A 15,507-nucleotide genomic window follows, 5' to 3' on the forward strand; every position below is an offset into this window, starting at 1 on the left:
TTCCCCTCACAAGGCATGAATCCATGAACTCCCATCAGAACAAGATCGCGCTGGTCACCGGCGCTACCCGCGGCATCGGCGCCGAGACCGTGCGCCAGCTGGCCCAGGCCGGCGTGCACACGCTGCTGGCCGGCCGCAAGCGCGAGACCGCCGTCGAGCAGGCACTGAAGCTGCAGGCCGAGGGCCTGCCGGTGGAGGCCATCCAGCTGGACGTGACCGACGCGGCCAGCATCGCCGAAGCGGTCGAGCAGGTACGCCAACGCCACGGGCGCCTGGATATCCTGGTCAACAACGCCGGCATCATGATCGAGAACCCGGCGCAGGCGCCGTCCGAACAGTCGCTGGATACCTGGAAGCGCACCTTCGACACCAACGTGTACGCGCTGGTGGCGGTGACCCAGGCCTTCCTGCCGCTGGTCAGGCAGGCCAAGTCCGGGCGCATCGTCAACGTATCCAGCATGCTCGGTTCGCAGACCCTGCACGCTGATCCGACTTCGGGCATCTACGATTTCAAGATTCCGGCGTACAACGCCTCCAAGGCGGCGGTGAACAGCTGGACACTGGCGCTGGCCCATGAACTGCGCAGCACCCAGATCAAGGTCAACACCGTGCATCCGGGTTACGTGAAAACCGATATGAACGGCGGCCACGGCGAGATCGAGATCAGCGAAGGCGCGCGCTCCAGCGTGCAGATGGCACTGATCGGCCATGAAGGTCCGAACGGCAGCTTCACTTACCTGGGTGAGGTGCTGCCATGGTGATCCGCACGTTGGCGATGGCCGTCTCCAGCCTGGTGCTGGCAGGCTGTGTCAGCGTCGGCCCGAACTACAAGGCGCCGGTGCAGGAACCGGTGGTCCTGCAGGGTGCGCAGCAGCCGGTATTCAGCACCACCTCGCCAGTCGCCAGCTGGTGGGCGCAGTTCGATGATCCGGTGCTGGAAGAGCTGGTGCATGGCGCACTGTCGGACAACCTGGACCTGCGTGTGGCCGTGGCCCGCGTCAGCCAGGCCCGTGCGGTGTTCGTCGAGAGTCGCTTCGACCAGGCGCCGCATGTCACCGCAGGCGGCAGCTATGATCGCCGCAAGCAACCCGATCCGCAGCTGGGTGGGCAGCGGGTGTTCAGTGAAAGCTACCAGCTCGGCTTCGATGCGGGCTGGGAGCTGGATCTGTTCGGCCGCAAGCGCCGTGCTGCAGAAGCCGCGCGTGCCGACCTCGATGCCGAGCAGGCCAACCTGGCCGACGCGCAGGTGCTGGTCGCCGCCGAAGTGGCACGCAACTACTTCGAGCTGCGCGGCACGCAGAAGCGCATCGCCGTGGCCCAGCACACTCTCGTCAATCTGCGCGAAACGCAGAAGCTGACCGAGGCGCGCTGGGAACTGGGCGCCGGCAGCGAGCTGGACGTGCAGAGCAGCCGTGCACGGCTGAAGGCGATCGAGGCCGATATTCCGCTGCTGGAAGTGGCCGAGACGCAGTCGCGCAACCGACTGGCGGTGCTGCTGGGCCAGCGTCCGGAGACGCTGACCGCGATGCTGGCACCGCACGAAGTGCCGGCCTATGCCAAGGCGTTGCCGCTGGGTGATACCCGCGAGCTGCTGCGCCAGCGTGCCGACGTGCGCGTGGCCGAGCGTCGCCTGGCGGCGGCGACCGCACGTGTGGGCGTGGCCACTGCCGATCTGTTCCCGCGGCTGTCGCTGTCCGGCTTCGTCGGTTTCCTTGGGGGTGACGCCAGCGGTCTGGTCAACGGCAACAACAAGGCCTGGTCGCTGACCCCGTCGTTGAGCTGGGCGGCGTTCGACTTCGGCACTGTGCGTGCACGCCTGCGTGCCAGCAAGGCCGAGGCCGAAGGTGTGGCCGCGCAGTACGAACAGGCCGTGCTGCTGGCACTGGAAGACACCGAGAACGCGCTGACCCGCTATTCCAAGCAGCAGGCGCGCCTGGCCATCGTGGTCGAGCAGGCGCAGGCGGCACGGCGAGCCGAGTCGCTGGCGCAGATCCGCTACCGCGAAGGTTCGGAAGACTTCCTGACCCTGCTCGATGCACAGCGCACCCAGCTGTCCGCTGATGATGCATTGGCCGCGGCCGAAGCCGAGGTCAATGTCAGCGTAGTGGGTGTGTACAAGGCGCTGGGCGGCTGGGGGCAATCGCCGCAGCAACCCAGCGTGGCGCAGGTGCAGTAAACCGGAGGGGACGGACGCAGTGGCTTCCGTCCCCTTCTGCTTTCAGGTCCAGTGATTGGCCGATACCTCACGCTCGCGCATGCGCACGATGCAGAAGCGATGCCCGGTGGGCGCTTCCATGACCCACCAGCGTTTGACGAAGCCAATCCGGCGCGCGCCAAGCTTCTCCAGGCGGTCGGCCTCGGCGTCGATGTCGTCGCTCTCGATGTCCAGGTGCACCCGTGAAGGGTGATCGACACGTTGCACTTCCACGTTCAGGCCCGCGGGTGCGCCCTGCAGGTCGGCGTACTCGGCGCCGCCTTCGGCATAGGCGGGTTGCGCCTTCAGGCCAAGCGCGGCGGCCCAGAAGCGTGCGCCTTCGTCGGGGGGAATGCCCTCGCAGTCGATGATGAATCCGGCCAGGCGGCTCTGGTGTGCCATGCCCTTCTCCACAGTTCGGGAATGGAGGAAGGGTAGCGCGTCGCGTGCTGTGGACGTTGTCACAGTCATGACGTTTCTGACTCTGCCAGAACCGGGGCCCGCGGTGTAACTAGTGGGGCAGATTCAAGGAGGGAAGGCGATGAGCGATGACAAACGCGATACCCAGCGCATGCTGTTTGGTGATCCGGGACCGCCTGGCGCAGGGCTGTCGGTAGCGGTCGTAGTGCTGATGGTGTTGGCTACGATGGCGGCTGCGATCGGCTTCGTGCGCCTGCCGGATCAGATGCTGGGGCTGGGCCTGATCGGCATCTCCGTGTTCCTGGCGATCGGCGCGCGCATCTGCCAGGCGCGCAACCAGCATCAGGCGTTGTATCGCCTGTTGTCACGGCAGCCGCCACCGTAGTCGCGGCTGCCGCATGGGTTTCAGTGTGCCGGCCAGTCCAGCTCGACCACCAGCGGGAAATGATCGGACGGCAGCACGCCATCGACGCGCCGGTCATCGGTGAGGAAGCTGCGCGCATGGAAACCACGCACCAGCACCCAATCCAGCTGGGAGGTGGCCTTGCCGGTGAAGTCGTGGAAGGTCAGGCGCGGGCCCTGCGGCGCCTTCACCTGGGGACGGGTGTCCTGCAGCACGCGGGTAAACGCCTTGTAGGTGTCGCCGCCCGGTTCGCTGTTGAAGTCTCCGGTCAGCACCACCGGCAGGTCGGCCGGCAGCAACGCCAGGCGCTTGCCGATCAGTTCGGCACCCTTCACCCGGCGCGGCTCGTCCTCGTCGCGGTAGGGCAGGTGGGTATCCATGAAGTAGAAACGACGGCCATCATCCAGACGCCGGAACAGGGCCCAGGTGACCATGCGCGGATACAGGTTGCCCCAGCTGATGCTGCCGGGCACGTCGGGCGTATCGGACAGCCAGAAGTTGCCGGACTCCTCGATGGCCAGCACCGTGCTGTCGTAGAACACGCCCATGTGTTCGTCACCGCTTCCACCGCGGCGGCCTTCGCCGAACCAGCGGTAACCGGGCAGGTGCTCGGACAGGTAGTCGGCCTGCTCCTTCACCAGTTCCTGAGTGCCGATCACGGCCGGGTGTGCATCGAGGATGACCTTGACCATGGCATCGCGACGGTCCGGCCAGCGCTTGCCCGGTTCGGTATCAGCCGGGGTGCGGACATTGAACGACATCACCTTCAGTGGCGCCGGCGCAGCGGCCCAGGCAACGGCAGGCAGAGCAAGCGCCAACAGTGCGCACAGCGCAGGGCGATGGAAGCGCGACAACATCGTGGAATCCCTCCATTCCATGAAAACGGTTTCACGGAGCATGCCATGGAACGCGGGGGCAGCGGTATGCCGGGATGGGCGGCTGGCCGGTGCCGGGCGGGCGATGAAAGCGCCGCCCGGCGGATCGCGTGAGCGCGATCAGGGGTCGTACATCATCCCGTTTTCGTCACGGTTGTAATGCCCGGCCACTTCGCGGGAGCCATCGTCGTAGACCACGTACGTCGTGCAGCGTTGGTGGAACACGTTTCCAGCGACGCGGAAGGGCACGCATTCTTCCTGGACCTCGACGACTTCGGCGGCCGTCGTGGTGGCGACCGGGGCCAGCATCGACACGGCAAGCACGGCGGCAAACGAACATGCCAACAAACCTTTCTGCAGTCTCATCCTCACGCTCCTTGTTGGTGGGGGCTTACATCAGGTACGGATTGCCGTATTCGTCGATCCAGTACTCAGTGAGGAAGATATCGCCGCCGGCATCGGGCATGGTCACGATGCAGTGCTGGTGGATGCGGTAACGCTCCACTTCAAACGGTTCGCAGCGGGTCACGCTGCCGGGCGGGGAGGTAACCCCCGCGCGTGCGGTACCTGCAGACATCATTCCAGCGACTGCCACAACCAATGCGGCCATTGCGGCCAAGTCCAGTTTCATGGGCATCATCCTTGTGTCTGAAATCGCGCGTTCGCGCTGTGTCGTGCAGCCGCCGCGCCCGCAGTTCTGTTACGCGAGGGCTGCTGCGTACGCGCCGGCCCGGCTCGCGGCCCGGCGGAGTCCCCGCGCGGATCAGTCGCGCAGGTAGGGGTTGCCGTACTCGTCGATCCAGTACTCGGCTGTGTAGACATTGCCGAATTCATCGGTGTAGGTTTCCGTGCAGTGGTGGTGAACGCGGTTGCGGTCCACATTCACTGGCACACAGGAAACATTCTCTCTCGGGACCCCTGTGTTGGCGTCCGCCACCGGAGCCAGGGTTGCAGTTGCCACCAACAACGCGGCCATCGCGGCCAGTTGCAGTTTCATAAGCATCATCCTTGCTTTCTGCAATCGCGCACATGCGCATGGCGTGTGTATCACGTGAATCCGACTGCCGGAAGTGCCTTGCCGGGATCAGTCCTCGATCTCGCCGCGACGGCTGGCGGCACGCACTGCCTGCGCGGTGGTCGCCACACCCAGGCGTAGGCGCGCGTGGCGCAGGTGATTCTCCACCGTGCGCGTGGAAAGCCCAAGCGTAGCCGCGATCTCAGCCTGCCGGCGGCCGGCGGCAACCCAGCGCAGCACTTCGCGCTCGCGGTTGCTCAGCGCGCTTCCCGAAAGCTCGGCAGGCGATTCGGCCAGTTGGCGCGCGGCTCGGAATGCTGCAGTTGCAGCAGCCTCCAGCTGCAGGCGCGCGCTGGCCGACGCGTCGATTGACGTACCGGCAAAGCTGATCGCGCCCTCCAGGCCGGTGGTGCCGAACACCGGCACCTGCAGACCGTGCAGGCCTTCACCACGTGGCTGCTTTACCACCTGGTAGCGTTCGCCGCGCACGCCCTGGCGCTTGCTCCAGAAGAACGGTGCATCGCTGTCCAGTACGTGGCGATTGACCGGACAGGTGTGCAGGTAGCGGGCAAGGTCGGTATCGTTGCCATCGCCGAGCCAGTCGCCCTCTATCCAGTACACGCGCTGCGCGTCGCGCTCCAGCCCGGTGCCGGTGGCGAATACCAGCACACGATCGTAGCCAAGTGGCGCGGCGACGCCGCGCAGTAACGCGCCCACCGCAGCCAGCGAGTGGGCGTTTTCAAGGCCAAGCAGTGCCTGCACCAGCTCGGCCATCGGGGTCAGCGCCCGGCCAGTGTGTCGAGCAGGGTGCGTGCGGCCAGCTTGCCCAGCGCGTTGCCGGCAAGTGGGCTGTCGCCGGTCAGCAGCAGGCGGTCCTGCAGCACGCTGCCGTCGATGCCTTCGTTGACGATCTGCACGCCCTGTTGCGCAAGCCGTTCACCGAAGAACCACTGCAGCTGCCCCGGCATGTAGCCGATGTCGGGTGTCTGCCGGTCCATTGCATCGGGGAACGCGCAGATGCGATAGCCACGGAACAGTGAGCCGCCATCGGCTTCGTCGACGCCGGCAGCCAGCAATGCAGCAGGGCCGTGGCAGAGGGTGATGATGTGGCGTTGCTGGGCCATTGCCCACTGCAGGGTGGCCTTCACCGCGCGGCTTTCCGGCAGGCCGATCAACGCGCCATGGCCACCGGGGATGAACACTGCTGCGTAGTCCGAATCGGCATCGAGGCCGGCCACCACGTCGTGCAGCTGCAGCGGCTGGCGGAAGTGCTCTTCATAGCGCTCATACAGTCCGCCGATCTCCTTGTCCTCGCGCGGGAATGCCCACCATTCGAACTTGGTGGCATTGCCGGACAGCGTCGCCACGTCGATCTCGAAGCCGGCCTTGTCCAGGTGGTACATCGGCAGCAGGGTTTCCACCGGGTGGTTGCCGGTGGAAAAAAGATGGCCGTTGGCGGTCGGCAGATAGCGCTCGTCGGCGGCGATCATCAGCACCTTCCAGCGGCCATCGCGGCGCGCATCCGGGTAGTCGGCGCCGGACAGGTCACTCTTCGCCGAAGTGAACTGCGACAGCGAGTACGGGGAAGGGAAGAAGGCGTCACGCTCGGCCGGATCGGGACTGGGCTGGCGGCTGGGCTCTTGCGTGTTCATGCGGACCTCCTGCGGGGAAAGTGGGGCCAGCATAGAAGGGCCGCTGCGCACGTGCGATGAGGGAATTCCCCCAATCTGCCACGGCCCTGATGTTGCACCGCGGCACTTGGTCTGGTTGGACAGCAGCATTATGTCGTGCTATCTAGCCGGTGCCGGGATAATCCCGGCATAACCACACAGCAAGCAAAGGAATGAAAATGAAAAGATTCGCCCGAGCATTGCGCGTCACTCTGAATATCCATCCGAACGAGAAGAGCAGTGTGTGGAATACCTGGCCGCTCTGGGTCGAGTTCTGATCCTGCGGGGCAACCCCGCGTTTGAGCGGTAGCAAGACGAAGGGACTCGTCTTTCGAGTCCCTTTCTGCCGGAGGCGCACTGCATGCAAGGGATGTCGAATGAAGGCAGCACCGTTGCTGCCGAGCGGTTGGCCGCGCGCGTGGAGCGCGAAGGACCGGTACTGCATCTGGAAACCGGCGGCATCGGGGTGTTCTGCCCGGAGCTGGCCGGGAAGGTTGACAAGGAGAATTCCGAGCACCTGTTCGTGGTTGAATCGCTGGCCGATCTGTTCCGCCGGCACGAGCGCGTGCGCTGGACCGAAGTACGCAGCCTGATCGCCGCCTGCAGTGCCGAGCTCACTGGCGTGGATACCCTCAAGACGCTGCAGTCGCGCATGCGGCAGGCACTGGATGCGCTGTGCGGGCATGAATTGGATGCGACGCCGGCGGTGTGGAAAGTGATGGCGCATCCGCTCGTTCCTCTGGTGATCGACGGGCTTGATGCACGCGGTACCGCTGCCATCGAACGTGCCCTGCATCTGCGCTACACCACCCAGGTCGAGCAGGTCATCCACCGGCGCCACCTGCTGCGCAATTTCCTCATCGGCCGTGGCGAGTCGCGGACGATCCATGCAGAGTTGAAGCGCCGCGTCCGTAGCGGGCGCTCTTCGCTGGACTACGCGCAGTCACTGCTGACGCTGCGTGAGCGCATCGGGCTGGACAAGGTGACCTATCTGGTTACGGTGCAGTTGATTGCCATCTCCGGGGTGCCGGGCATGATGGCTGCCTGCCTGCTGCTGGCCATGCAGATGCATCCGCATTGGCGGCAACGCATTGAAGAGGAGTTCGCGCCGCTGTCGGACGCGGAGATCCATGCATTGCCCATCGCCCGCATTCCCTGCACGATGCGGTTCCTGAAGGAAGTGATGCGTCTGTACTCCACTCCCTTCAACAATCGACGCGTGGCGGCCTGCGATCTGCAGGTGGATGGGCAGGCCATCAAGGAAGGCACGGTGTTCGAGCTGAGCTCGTTCATCCAGCACCGGTCGTCGAAGTACTGGGACGATCCGCTGTTGTTCGATCCAGACCGCTGGTTGCCCGAGCGTCGCAAGCGGACGGCCGGCATCTATGTGCCTTATGGCTTCCCATCGCGTTCCTGCGTGGGATCGGCGGTGGGAAATGCGCAGCTGGTACTCCTGTGCGCGCTGCTCGCACGCGAATATCGATTCACCCCCGGCGCGGATTACCGCCCGGAGGTGCGCATGGAGGGCTTCGCGATCCCAGCAGCGCTGCAGGGTACGTTCTCGCGCCGCGCCTCGGCTTCCTGAGGAGAGGGACGGGCGGATCAGTTGCCCGGGCGGTCATGCTCCTGAATGTCCTCGTGCAGGATCCGCCGCAGTTCGACGATTGCCGGGGTTGCCTCCTGCACGCTGTGCCCGGACACGATCACCCTTTCCGAAACCGCATGTGGCAGGTGCGAGCTCCAGTACGGCACCAGCCCATCGTCAGTCTTCTCCAGCGGGCCGTCGGCCTTGGCGCGGGCGATGATCGAGTGGTAGTGCACCTTCGGCGCCATTGGCAGGTCGGCCACGGCGCGCACAAAGGGATCGTCCTTGTCCAGGTTCTGGATGCTGTTCATCTGGTAGCCGTGCTTGCCGTCGTTGCGATCGATCTTGCCGTCGTTGGCGATGGTGGCCACGTCTTCCAGTACGGTCAGCGGCAAGCGCACCAGGCGGCCGATCCAGCGGCCCAGGCGGGTGCTCGCCACATCGGTGCCGCGGTGCGGCGTGGCGATGAACACCACGCGCGATACTTCCGGTTCCGGCAGGAAGGTCAGCACCGGCGCGCCCTTGGTGCGCAGCAGTTCCTGCTGCGCCGGCGTCATCTGTGCGGTGGCCAGCAGGGTATCGACCAGGTGGTCGCCTGAAGAGGAGATCATCAGCCGAGCAATCACGCCGCCCATGCTGTGGCCGACCAGCACCATGTCATGCGAGGCCTGCGCCTTGCCGCTGGGGTCGAAGTGCTGGAAGACCTCGGCCAGCGTATGACGCATCGCATCGTGGCTCATCGCGATCGGCATGTTGGTCGGGTAGTAGAACTGCCAGATCTGGAAATCCTGGCGGATCTCCTCGTCGCGCATCAGCTCGTTGGCGACGTTGACCCAGGCTTCCGGGCTGCTGGCCAGGCCGTGGATCATCAGCAGCACGCGACGGTTCGGATCGTACGGCTGCATCATGTACAGGTGCGGCGTATCGATGCCGCCCTTGCCACCGAACAGCGAGCGCAGCGACTGGTGGCTGAAGTTCGAGCGCGCCAGCCACAGTGCGTAGCCAGCGGTGAAGTTCGCGGCCAGCGGCACTTCCTGTCCGTGCAGGGTGACTTCCGTGACCTGGTAGGGATCGTGAATCTCCAGTTCCGGCTCGTCGTCGTGCAGCACTTCCCACAGGTTCTTTCCGGAGAAGCGCAGCAACACTGTCATCGATGGCGAGGGCATCTCGCTCCAACTGCGCTGCGTCGCTGCCGTCGCTGCCGTCGCGGTCGTAGACGCCGTAGAGGCCGTAGTTGGCGTGGCGCTGGCATTGGCTGGATCATTCATCACAGCCACCAGCTCCGCGCCGAAGCCATCGCGGCGGTGCACGCTGCGCAGCGTGCCGGTGAACGAGAGCGAGGCAGCGGGCACCAGCTCGGTGGGGGTACGCGTGTCCAGTGGTGAAGCTTCGCCCGATGGGGCGAGTACGAAAGTCCAGCGGCCGAGCTGGAAATGGCTGGCTTCGCTGTGCACGCGGCCGGTGGCATAGGCGTTGTACAGCTGCACCGAAGCTTCCTGCACGGCCAGGTTGTAATAGTCACGCACCTGGGTCTGGCGATCTTCGAAGCCACGCTGGTTGGCGGTGCGCTCGGTGAAGAACAGATACCCGTAAGCCTGCCGCGCGACCTGCATCCAGGCATCCAGGCGCGGCTGGAAGTCGGCGTCCAGTTCGGTGATGGTGGTCTTGGCCCGGCCCGAGGCGGAGTACTCGCGTTTCGGTGCGGGCAGGGTCAAGGCGTACTGCAGCCACAACTCGGCAAGGCTCGAGCGCTTGTCCTCCTCGCGCACCACGATGGTGGCTTCCATCGCTTCGATGCAGGGCAAGCCAGGTTTGGCGCAGACGCCTTCGTCCAGGCCGGCCACGCGCAGGGTTTCCGTCGTTGCCGAGCTGAGCTTGCCGGTGGTGAGGATGTCGCCGCGCTTGAGCGCGATGTACTGGCCGGGCGTGACCGAGGCCACCTGCACCGACGGCCCGAACTGGCGCAGCGTCGCGCAGCCACCAAGGGTGAGCAGCACGGTGATGATGAGGGTCGTGCGGCCGATGAAGCCCAAGCCCGTGGTTGCCATACGATCCTCCTGCGCGGTGGCGACACTCTAACGACAGGCCTGTCAAAGCGGAAGATACCGGGCAGTCGGTTTGCCAAGCCAAAGCACCGCCACCCGGGCGATTCAGGCATTTCCGTGTGACACTGGGGTGAATGGGGTGATGCAGGGACTGCGATGCGGTGGCTTGAAACCCGTGTTCCACCACCGCTGGTGATGCTGCTGTGTGTCGCTGCCGGTTACCTGGCCAGCCGCCTGTGGCCGGGCACAGTGTTGTCATTGCCGATGCCGGCACTGCTGGCGGGCGGGGTGATGGCCATCGGCCTGGTGCTGAACCTGCTGCCGAAGCTGGCTTTCCAGCGTGCGCGTACCACGGTGAACCCGCTGCGTCCCTCGGCGTCGAGCGCGCTGGTCACGCACGGGGTGTATCGCTACACGCGCAATCCGATGTATCTGGGCCAGGCGACCGTCCTGGCCGGTGCGATGCTGTACCTGCAGAACCTTACCGCGCTGCTGGCCGTGCCGCTGTTCGTGCTGTACATCACCCGCTTGCAGATCGTGCCGGAAGAGCGGGCACTGTCGGCCCGCTTTCCCGAGGCCTATGCAGGCTTCCGCCAACGCGTGCGGCGCTGGCTGTAGACCTGTGCCGTTACGGAGTGATCTGGCACTTCACCGCCGCCGAATAACCTTCGTAGTCGTCGCCGGCGATCACGTGCAGGGTGTGGCGTTTGTCGATGGCTTTCACGTAGGAGGGGGCTTCGGTGTTGGCGTGCTCGTTGACCGTGGTTACCGACCAGGACTTGGCCAGGCGCTGCGAATCGACACCGTTCAAGTACACGAAGATGCTTTTCTCACCCGCGGCCACGTTCACATCGGCACTGCTGATGGTGCCGCCGAACAGGGCAACCGGCGAGCTCTCAGGCTCGAACGTACCGCCCGGCTTCTTTGCCAGGCCGGCTGCCTGCAGCGCGTCGATCGCCTCGGCCGCGCTGAAGTTCGAACCGGCCTTGCAGGCGAGCAGGGCTTCCAGCGTGGCGGTACCGGGTGGCGCGATGGCCGCATGGGCGGCCGGACCTGCGACAAGGGCAGCCAGGGCAAGGGCGAATACGGTGGGTGCGGTTTTCATTGCAGATCCTTCTGTTCGTCTCGGAGCAGGGTACGTTCCGATAGGGTCACAGAGTCTCGATCATGCGCCGCCATTCCGGCGTGACGAACGTACCGGATCGGATCACCGGCAAGCAGCGCAGCGGTCTCGGAAGGCCGCTGCGCCATGCCATCAGTTGCTGGCGGCCTTCACCGCTTCTGCGGCGTCGACAATGCCCGGTCCGCAACCGCCGGGGCAGTTCGCCGCCGCGATCGGGTGCGCGGTTCGACGCAGGATGTCCTTGACCTGGTCGGTGGTCTTGGGCACCGGCGCCACCGCCTGCATCAGCGCGACGATGCCAGCGACGTGGGGCGCCGCCATCGAGGTGCCGGACATGAAGTCAAAGGCGTTGTTACCCACGGTGGACAGGATGCCCTGCGCCGGATGCTGGCGGGTGGGTGCGCAGTTGGCCTGGCTCGGCGGCGTGGCCAGTGGCAGGAATTCGCCCACCGACGCACGGCACGACCAGGTCTCACCACCCGGTGCGGTGATGTGGATGCCTGCGCCATAGTTGGAGTAGAACGCACGACGACCGCCCTGATCGTTGGCAGCAACCGCGATCACACCCTTGCAGTTCGCCGGGGCGAACTCGGACACATCAAGATTGCTGTTGCCGGCGGCGACCACCACGATCGTACCCTGGGCCGTGATGTCGTCGATTGCATCCTGCTCGGCCGGCGAGCAGGCGCGGCGGCCGCCCAGGCTGAGATTGATGACTTCGGCCGGGTTGGCATTGGCAGGGACATTGGGCACGTTGATACCGGCACTCCAGAGCATGCCGTCGATGATGTCAGCGGAACCACCATTGCCCTGGTTTCCCAGTACGCGCACCGGTACGACTTTCGCGTTGTAGGCCACGCCGGCCACGCCGATCTGGTTGTTGGTCACCGCAGCGACCGTTCCGGCGACGTGGGTGCCGTGTGCAATGCCTGAGGCATCGAATGCATCGGCGTCGCGTCCGTCACCATCGTCGGAGCCACCACAGCCGGGATTCATTCCCCCGATGATGCACTGCCAATCACTGAACGGACGGGTTGACGAGATCATGTCGTAACCCGGCAGCAGGTTTGCCTGCAGGTCGTTGTTGTTGAGGTAGCCCGAATCAACCACCGCAACCACCACACCCTGGCCGGTGGAGCGATCCCACGCGCCGGGCAGGCGAGCGCCACTGGTCGGGTTGCTGTAGTGCCATTGCTCCCCATAGCGCGGGTCGTTCGGCGTGGCGAATGCACTCATCATGTAGTTCGGCTGCACATACTCGACGTCCGGATCGTCGGCGATGCGCTGCATCAGGATCTCGGCCTCCGGACGGTCCAGTGGCTTGTCCGTGGTGACCACGTCGGCGCCGCCGCCCATGCGGCGTTGATGGGTTACGGACGCAGCCGAAGTCGGTGCGCTGCCGATCGAACGCTTGCTGCGCTGCTGGACGCCGAGGCGCTTCTTCAGCGCGTCCTGGGCGGTGTCGGCGGAGACGCGCTTGCTGCTGCCGTCCCGGTACTTGACGATGAAACTGCTGTACTGCTCGTTGCTGGCCATGCCTCGTGTCCATACCCGTTCGGTGGGTTGGGCGAAGGCGGGGGCGCTGGCCAGGACCAGGGTGATGGCACTGGCAAGGGAAACCCGAAGCGACGTACGCATGGATACAGTTCCTTTGTGGAAGATGTGTCGAACAGGCCGTGCCCCTCGGGCTCGGCTTCGGTGTGCAGGGTGCAGGTGACCCGTGGTCTCCTCTTGATGGCGACCAAGGACGAACGGCTTCGCGGGCACATCCCCCCAAGGAGAGGGTGGGAAATTTCTGAAGTGGTTTAGTGATGTCGAAAGCGAGAGAAGATGTGCAATGCCGACATTGCTTGACGGCATCGGGTCGCGACTGCGCCTGGGTGGTGAATTTCGCAGCGAGGCGAGGCGGGCAATAAAAAAGCCCGGAAACCCACGCTGGTGGAATTTCCGGGCTTCTTCGGTTCGTGACGAACCGTTCGTTGGTGGAGGTGGGCGGAATTGAACCGCCGTCCGAAGGCACTCCATCCCCAGCACTACATGCTTAGCTCACCGTTGGATCTCATCCCCGAGCAGCACGGTGTGCAAAGCGCACCCGGGAACCAGCCTGTTGTGTTCTAGTGCCGGACTGACAGGCAGCCGCCCAGCGCGATTCCATGATAATGACTCTACGCTGCGAGCATGGACACAAGCAGTTTCGAGGCTCCGCCTAAGTCGGCAGAAGGTCACGCACCGCAGTTTTTAGGCTGCGAGAGCGACCGGAGCGTAGTTGTCGTCGTTGGCAACTAGAGTTTTGCAGCTGGATTTACGAGGAAAGCTACCCCCTCGGCATGCGCCAGGCGACTTCACAACCCCCGTCGAAACCAATGCACCCCCGGTTTCTTCAAGTCTTGCAAGGCTTTCAGGTTCCAAGTTGACCAGATGTCGCCCAAGAACCTGCCTAACAGGACAGATGGTACGGCAATCTTCCTGAACAGTCACGCGTGGGGATTGCCTCGTGCCCCTGCCGCTTGGCACGTTGCCATCCCCGGGGAGGCGTGCTCGAATTTCCCGACGTCATTCCACGGGCCTCCCATGGTCGTATCCGTCAGCTCCGGCAAGATGCGACTGGGATGGGCGGGTGCGCTTGCCGCGGCCGTTCTTGCAATGCAGGCATGGCCCGTCGTAGCGGCCGAATCCCCGCAGGCGACGGTGGAGGTGGCTTACAGCCCATCGCTGGACCTGTTCAACCTGCTCGACAACCTGCCCGATTGGCTGCCGGGATACACCGCTTCGGTCTACCGGGATGAATGGCAGCGGCGCTTCGGCCTGGACGAGCGGGACCGCGCGTTGTTGGCTGCCTATGCCGCATTCCGCCAGCGCACGTCACCCCTGGCGCGTGATCACGAGGTAATGGCCGCGGCGGCCGAGCGGGTGTTCGCAGGTGCAGACACCCGCGACGGCGATCCGTTCGCCAGCCATTTCCTGGCGGCAGAATCGTTCGATGCAGCCGTCAGGGCCGCGCTTGTCGGCCAGGACCGCCGTGACCAGAGGCTGCTGCGACGGTATTACGCGCGCTTCGCCCCGCGTGCCCGCCAGCTGCTGGCAGGGCAGGCGCCATTCAACGCGCAGAAGCGCGAACTCGCACGGCAGCTGGCATCCCGCCCGGTCGGTGGGCTTGCGGCGCAGATGCAGGCGTTCTTCAGAGTGGATGCTCCAGCCACCTTCCAGGTGCGTTTCCTCTGGTGGCCGGATGCGACGCAGACCCAGGCCAAGCTGCGGGGCGGTTACATCTTTCTGTTCTCGACGTTCGATGCCGAGGAAGACTGGGCACCGATCGTGATGCACGAGTACAGCCACTTTCTTTCCGCTGGGCAGCCGCCAGCACAACGAAGGGCGTTGGCCGAAGCCTTCGTGACGTTGTGCCCGGCCGCGCTGACGCTGCGCAACCCATTGAATGCGCTGGAGGAACCGCTGGCGATCTACTGGGGCCAGTACCGGTTCGAGCAGGAGGTACGGGGTGGCACGCTGTCGCCGGAGTCGTCCTGGTACATCCAGCCCAATGCAGACCGTGCAGCGAAGGCGCTCGCGGCAGCGTTCCCGGCAACAGGTCCTGCGCCACACCTGGAGGCCGGCCAGCTCTTGGATGCAGCCGCTTCTGTCTGTGCTGACGCCAAGGTGAAGTAACGTTGGGCGCTGCGCCAGGCCCGCGCAGGGTTGATAGGATCAGGATCCTGGATATGCAGCCTATGGACGGAGCCGATGTCGCTTGAAATCGCTGTAACGGATGAACCCAGCGACGAGGCGCTGGACCTGATTGGCAGTGGCCTGGACCAGTTCAATCTGGAGGCCGCGGGGTATGCCGATCGACGCGCGCTGGCGGTACTGGTTACCGATCCGGCCAGCGGCAAGGTGGTAGGGGGCCTTACAGGGCGAACGTCGCTGGGCCTGTGGTTTGTCGATCTGTTCCATCTACCACCGGAATACCGAGGCAGCGGGCTGGGCTCGCGTGTGTTGAAGGCTGCGGAAGACGAGGCGCGGCGGCGGGGTTGCCGCTCCGGTGTGCTGTACACCATCAGCTTCCAGGCGCCGGACTTCTATGTGAAGCATGGCTGGACCGTATTCGGTGAAGTGCCGTGCGATCCGCCCGGTACGTGCAGGGTGTTCCTCAGCAAGGATCTGTCAGCGGGGTGAGCGCGGC

Annotated in this window: 17 protein-coding genes and 1 other RNA gene; 7 read left to right on the top strand and 11 right to left on the bottom strand. The window is 64.9% G+C overall.

All coding sequences use genetic code 11. From position 1 onward, the window contains the following. Nucleotides 1-23 precede the first annotated feature (23 nt). Both ACZK2G_RS08545 and ACZK2G_RS08550 read left to right on the top strand, forming a co-directional pair. On the top strand, nucleotides 24-761 hold the full coding sequence (locus ACZK2G_RS08545; protein ID WP_012510730.1) for an SDR family oxidoreductase: 738 nt from the start codon (nucleotides 24-26) through the stop codon (nucleotides 759-761). Beyond that, nucleotides 755-2,176, top strand: a complete 1,422-nt coding sequence (locus ACZK2G_RS08550) for an efflux transporter outer membrane subunit (RefSeq protein ID WP_004153207.1) — start codon at nucleotides 755-757, stop codon at nucleotides 2,174-2,176. The genes ACZK2G_RS08545 and ACZK2G_RS08550 overlap by 7 nt, the downstream gene beginning before the upstream one ends. A 42-nt stretch (nucleotides 2,177-2,218) precedes the next feature. On the opposite strand, the gene ACZK2G_RS08555 is transcribed toward ACZK2G_RS08550, so the two are convergent. Continuing rightward, nucleotides 2,219-2,596, bottom strand: coding sequence for a VOC family protein (locus tag ACZK2G_RS08555; RefSeq protein ID WP_478475211.1), 378 nt, complete (start codon nucleotides 2,594-2,596; stop codon nucleotides 2,219-2,221). A 139-nt stretch (nucleotides 2,597-2,735) separates the two neighbouring features. On the opposite strand from ACZK2G_RS08555, the gene ACZK2G_RS08560 reads away from it, so the two are divergent. Further along, nucleotides 2,736-2,999: a hypothetical protein gene (locus ACZK2G_RS08560; RefSeq protein WP_046983382.1), complete on the top strand. Its 264-nt coding sequence runs from the start codon at nucleotides 2,736-2,738 to the stop codon at nucleotides 2,997-2,999. A gap of 20 nt (nucleotides 3,000-3,019) precedes the next feature. Here ACZK2G_RS08560 and ACZK2G_RS08565 read toward each other — a convergent pair whose 3' ends face one another. From ACZK2G_RS08565 to hchA, 6 genes are all read right to left on the bottom strand, one after another. After that, complete coding sequence (locus ACZK2G_RS08565) at nucleotides 3,020-3,874, bottom strand: endonuclease/exonuclease/phosphatase family protein (protein ID WP_046983381.1); 855 nt, start codon at nucleotides 3,872-3,874, stop codon at nucleotides 3,020-3,022. A 138-nt stretch (nucleotides 3,875-4,012) separates the two neighbouring features. Next, nucleotides 4,013-4,258 carry a hypothetical protein gene (locus ACZK2G_RS08570; RefSeq protein WP_478475214.1) on the bottom strand — a complete coding sequence of 82 codons (246 nt, stop codon included), beginning with the start codon at nucleotides 4,256-4,258 and terminating at the stop codon, nucleotides 4,013-4,015. Between the two features lie 25 nt (nucleotides 4,259-4,283). Next, nucleotides 4,284-4,523: a hypothetical protein gene (locus tag ACZK2G_RS08575; RefSeq protein ID WP_248298468.1), complete on the bottom strand. Its 240-nt coding sequence runs from the start codon at nucleotides 4,521-4,523 to the stop codon at nucleotides 4,284-4,286. A gap of 132 nt (nucleotides 4,524-4,655) precedes the next feature. After that, nucleotides 4,656-4,889 (bottom strand): hypothetical protein, encoded by a 234-nt coding sequence (locus tag ACZK2G_RS08580; protein ID WP_046983394.1) that lies wholly within the window; start codon nucleotides 4,887-4,889, stop codon nucleotides 4,656-4,658. An 87-nt stretch (nucleotides 4,890-4,976) separates the two neighbouring features. After that, complete coding sequence (locus ACZK2G_RS08585) at nucleotides 4,977-5,681, bottom strand: PA1136 family autoinducer-binding transcriptional regulator (protein ID WP_478475217.1); 705 nt, start codon at nucleotides 5,679-5,681, stop codon at nucleotides 4,977-4,979. A 5-nt stretch (nucleotides 5,682-5,686) separates the two neighbouring features. Then, on the bottom strand, nucleotides 5,687-6,559 hold the full coding sequence (gene hchA / locus ACZK2G_RS08590) for a glyoxalase III HchA (protein ID WP_136638804.1): 873 nt from the start codon (nucleotides 6,557-6,559) through the stop codon (nucleotides 5,687-5,689). A gap of 379 nt (nucleotides 6,560-6,938) precedes the next feature. On the opposite strand from hchA, the gene ACZK2G_RS08595 reads away from it, so the two are divergent. Further along, on the top strand, nucleotides 6,939-8,162 hold the full coding sequence (locus tag ACZK2G_RS08595; RefSeq protein WP_046983376.1) for a cytochrome P450: 1,224 nt from the start codon (nucleotides 6,939-6,941) through the stop codon (nucleotides 8,160-8,162). Between the two features lie 17 nt (nucleotides 8,163-8,179). On the opposite strand, the gene ACZK2G_RS08600 is transcribed toward ACZK2G_RS08595, so the two are convergent. Next, a complete protein-coding gene (locus tag ACZK2G_RS08600; protein WP_478475220.1) occupies nucleotides 8,180-10,210 on the bottom strand; it encodes an esterase/lipase family protein in 2,031 nt (676 codons plus the stop codon). 153 nt (nucleotides 10,211-10,363) lie between these two features. On the opposite strand from ACZK2G_RS08600, the gene ACZK2G_RS08605 reads away from it, so the two are divergent. After that, nucleotides 10,364-10,825 carry a methyltransferase family protein gene (locus ACZK2G_RS08605; protein ID WP_295377912.1) on the top strand — a complete coding sequence of 154 codons (462 nt, stop codon included), beginning with the start codon at nucleotides 10,364-10,366 and terminating at the stop codon, nucleotides 10,823-10,825. Between the two features lie 10 nt (nucleotides 10,826-10,835). On the opposite strand, the gene ACZK2G_RS08610 is transcribed toward ACZK2G_RS08605, so the two are convergent. From ACZK2G_RS08610 to ssrA, 3 genes are all read right to left on the bottom strand, one after another. Beyond that, entirely contained in the window at nucleotides 10,836-11,312 is a 477-nt protein-coding gene (locus ACZK2G_RS08610; RefSeq protein ID WP_046983373.1) for a hypothetical protein, read from the bottom strand. A gap of 150 nt (nucleotides 11,313-11,462) precedes the next feature. Continuing rightward, a complete protein-coding gene (locus ACZK2G_RS08615) occupies nucleotides 11,463-12,968 on the bottom strand; it encodes a S8 family serine peptidase (protein ID WP_248298466.1) in 1,506 nt (501 codons plus the stop codon). 342 nt (nucleotides 12,969-13,310) lie between these two features. Further along, nucleotides 13,311-13,703: a transfer-messenger RNA gene (gene ssrA, locus ACZK2G_RS08620) on the bottom strand. 45 nt (nucleotides 13,704-13,748) lie between these two features. Between ssrA and ACZK2G_RS08625 the strand changes: the two genes are divergently transcribed. Both ACZK2G_RS08625 and ACZK2G_RS08630 read left to right on the top strand, forming a co-directional pair. After that, nucleotides 13,749-14,993, top strand: a complete 1,245-nt coding sequence (locus tag ACZK2G_RS08625) for a hypothetical protein (protein ID WP_478475223.1) — start codon at nucleotides 13,749-13,751, stop codon at nucleotides 14,991-14,993. 75 nt (nucleotides 14,994-15,068) lie between these two features. Continuing rightward, nucleotides 15,069-15,500 (top strand): GNAT family N-acetyltransferase, encoded by a 432-nt coding sequence (locus ACZK2G_RS08630; RefSeq protein WP_478475225.1) that lies wholly within the window; start codon nucleotides 15,069-15,071, stop codon nucleotides 15,498-15,500. Nucleotides 15,501-15,507: the final 7 nt, after the last annotated feature.

It is taken from the genome of Stenotrophomonas sp. 107298_Sma, from assembly GCF_056480345.1.